Raw genomic sequence first — 2,339 nt, 5'->3', positions numbered from 1 at the left:
TTCCCAGATGATTGGGCCAAGCAACTTCTTGCCTTCCCCAGATCAACCGGAGACGTCTTGGGCTAAATCGCCAGGACCCGCAAGTAAGAGTAGGTAGGCAAACCGCAATTTTCTCGCCTCTGCGCGTCCGCCATGGGCTGTGGTATCCAAGCGTGTCCGACGTCAGCGCCCTTGGGACACCTGATGTGATTTCGGAACGGAGGGTTTCTGGCTCATCGTAACCGCCAAGGAGTGGAGATGAGACAGAAACCCGGAACGCTGAAGCCGCCGGCCGAGAAGGTCGTCAAGGACATCCGCCGCCGGACGCGCAAGCTGCATTCGTCCGAGGAGAAGATCCGGATCGTGCTGGAGGGGCTGCGTGGCGAGGAAAGCATCGCCGAGCTATGCCGCCGCGAAGGCATCGCGAGCAGCCTCTACTACAGCTGGTCGAAGGAGTTCCTCGAGGCTGGCAAGCGCCGCCTGGCCGGCGATACGGCGCGGCAGGCGACCAGCCCCGAAGTGCAGGACCTGCGCGCCGAGGCCGCCGCGCTGAAGGAGGCGGTCGCGGACCTGACCCTCGAGAACAGGCTGCTCAAAAAAAGCATGATCGGGGCTGGGGAGACCGAGGCGGGACTGTCAGGAATTTCGTGTGCGGGCGGGCATAGTGGGAAGGAAGGAGATCCCCCATGCCGCGACGCAAGACACCGAAGATCCCCGATGAGCTGCTCGATCGACTGCTGGCTGGAGCCGATCCGAAGACGGCGTTCGACGCCAACGGTCTGCTCGACGACCTGAAGAAGGCGCTCGCCGAGCGGGCGCTGAACGCGGAGATGAACCACCATCTCGGCAGTGGTGAGCCCGGCAACAGCCGCAACGGCTATGGCCGCAAGACGGTGACGACGGACACCGGCAAGCTTGCGCTCGACATCCCGCGCGACCGCCAGGCGAGCTTCGATCCCCAGCTGATCGCGAAGTATCAGCGGCGGTTCCCCGGCTTCGACGAGAAGATCATCTCGATGTACGCCAGAGGGATGAGCACGAGAGAGATCGTCGGGCATTTGCGCGATCTCTACGGCATCGATGTTTCTCCGGACCTGATCAGCGCCGTGACGGACGCCGTGCTCGAGGAGATTGCAGCCTGGCAGGCCCGCCCGCTCGAACCGGTCTATCCGCTGGTCTTTTTCGACGCGCTGCGCGTGAAGATCCGCGACGAGGGTCTGGTACGCAACAAGGCCGTGCATGTCGCGCTCGGGGTCCGCGCCGACGGCACCAAGGAAATCCTCGGCCTCTGGCTCGAACAGAACGAGGGCGCCAAGTTCTGGCTGCGCGTCATGAACGAGCTCCGCAACCGCGGCGTCGAGGACGTGCTGCTGGCGGTCGTCGACGGGCTGAAGGGCTTCCCGGAGGCGATCACCGCCGTGTTCCCGGACGCCATGGTCCAGACCTGCATCGTGCATCTGCTGCGCCACAGCCTCGACTTCGTCTCCTACAAGGACCGCAAGGCCGTCGCGGCCGAGTTGAAGAGCATCTACCGCGCCGTGGACGCAGATGCCGGCGCCGCGGCTCTCACGGCCTTCGAGGAGGGCGCCTGGGGCGCGAAATACCCCGCGATCGGCCAGAGCTGGCGCCGGGCCTGGCCAGAGGTGATCCCGTTCTACGGCTTCGCTGCGGACGTGCGGCGCATCCTCTACACCACCAACGCCATAGAGGCGCTGAACTCGAAGCTCCGCAGGGCGGTTCGCGCGAGGGGCCATTTCCCGACAGACGAAGCGGCCATGAAGCTGCTCTTTCTCGTCTTGAACCGCGCTGAGAAAGAATGGACCATGCCCGCCAGAGAGTGGTGCATGGCGAAGGCGCAGTTCGCCGTTCTCTTTGGCGAGCGCTTCACGCGGGCAATGGCCTGACGATGTTCAACCGCCCGCCCGCACACGAAATTCCTGACAGTCCCTACAAACTTTTGTCTGGCGGCACACGGCAGATCGTCGCTGCATTGCTACGGTGCCCATGGGAAGGGTGAGGATTTTCATGACGTTGGAACCCGAGCAGATTTCCCGAGCCAAGATTGATCGCATGCTCATCGACGCGGGAGGGGTGCTTCAGGACCGAGATGACTTCAATAGAACCGCTGCGCTTGGTGTAGCGGTGCGCGAGTTCCCCCTGCCAGCTGGCTTCTGCGACTACCTGCTGTTCGTGGCAGGCAAGGCCGCAGGCGTTATCGAGGCCAAGAAATCGGGGGTTACCCTTAGTGGCGTAGCGGAGCAGTCCGAGAAATACATGCTCAAGCCGCCCGAGCATCTGGCGCGCTGGGGTGAATCCTAATCTACCATTACGAAAGCACCGGAGACGAGACGTTCTTTCGC

The 2,339-nt window shown here is 63.3% G+C and carries 2 protein-coding genes and 1 pseudogene; all 3 read left to right on the top strand.

The window, feature by feature from the left end:
- Positions 1-237: 237 nt before the first annotated feature.
- Positions 238-608, top strand: a pseudogene (locus tag ACSLE4_RS07805) (transposase); the annotation flags it as partial.
- Between the two features lie 57 nt (positions 609-665).
- The gene (locus ACSLE4_RS07800; RefSeq protein ID WP_435903909.1) at positions 666-1,883 is read left to right on the top strand and encodes an IS256 family transposase; all 1,218 of its coding nucleotides are present in this window, start codon (positions 666-668) and stop codon (positions 1,881-1,883) included.
- Positions 1,884-2,004: 121 nt separating this feature from the next.
- A complete protein-coding gene (locus ACSLE4_RS07795) occupies positions 2,005-2,298 on the top strand; it encodes a hypothetical protein (RefSeq protein WP_435903908.1) in 294 nt (97 codons plus the stop codon).
- Positions 2,299-2,339: the final 41 nt, after the last annotated feature.

This window comes from Methyloceanibacter sp. (assembly GCF_051306395.1).
In the GTDB taxonomy this organism is placed as follows: Bacteria; Pseudomonadota; Alphaproteobacteria; order Rhizobiales; family Methyloligellaceae; genus Methyloceanibacter.
This window is presented reverse-complemented; position numbering and strand designations above follow the sequence as displayed.